Below are 875 nucleotides of genomic sequence, written 5' to 3' on the forward strand. Positions count from 1 at the left end.
AGCGATGACCTGCGTGCCATCAGCAGCAGCGCCCTGCGCGCCTTCAGCAGCGACCAGCTGTCGGCACTCGGCTCCGACCAGATCGCCGCCCTGACGACCGCACAAGTCAGCGCGCTGACCAGCACCCAGATCCGCAACTGGGGCACGGAGGACCTCGGGGCCCTGGGCAGCGCCCAGTTCCGAGCCCTGAACTCGGCCCAGACCGCAGCGCTGAGCACCGATCAGATCCGCGCGCTGAGCACCGAGGACTTCGCCGCGCTCAGCACCGCCGGCCTGCGAGGCTTCAGCTCCAGCCAAATCGCCGCGCTGAGCAGTGACCAGATCATCGCCCTGAGCACGGCCCAAACGGCCTCCCTCAGCAGCACCCAAGTGGCCGGCCTGAACACAGAACAAGTCAACCAGCTGCAGACCGATGACTTGCGTGCCCTGGGCACGGGCGCACTGAAAGCCTTCAGCAGCGAGCAGATCGCCGCCCTGGACTCGGAGCAGATCGCTGTGCTGACCACCGCGCAAATCGCGGCCATGACCAGCACCCCGGTCAACCAGCTCGCGGCCCTGAGCACGGATGAGATCCGCGCCCTGACCACCGCCCAGGCCGCCGTGCTCAACAGCGCGCAAGTGCGCGGCCTGAGCACCGAACAATGGGCGGCTTTCGCGACCGAAGATCTGCGCGCCCTCAACACCAATGCCTTGCGCGCCCTGGGCACCGACCAGCTGGCCGTGCTCGGTTCGGACCAGTTCGCTGCGCTCAGCACCGCGCAAGTCAATGCCCTGACCAGCACGCAGGTGCAGTCGCTGAGCAGCGAAGACCTGAACGCCTTGACGTCCAACCAGTTCAAGGCCATCAATTCCGCCCAGGTCGCTGCCCTGCTGAC

1 pseudogene is annotated in these 875 nt (G+C 67.2%); it reads left to right on the forward strand.

Annotated elements, in window-relative coordinates:
* Positions 1-875 (forward strand): annotated as a pseudogene (locus LNV23_RS23865) (heme utilization protein); the annotation flags it as partial.

The organism is Kinneretia sp. DJ1R-11 (genome assembly GCF_025717595.1).
In the GTDB taxonomy this organism is placed as follows: domain Bacteria; phylum Pseudomonadota; class Gammaproteobacteria; order Burkholderiales; family Burkholderiaceae_C; genus Paucibacter_A.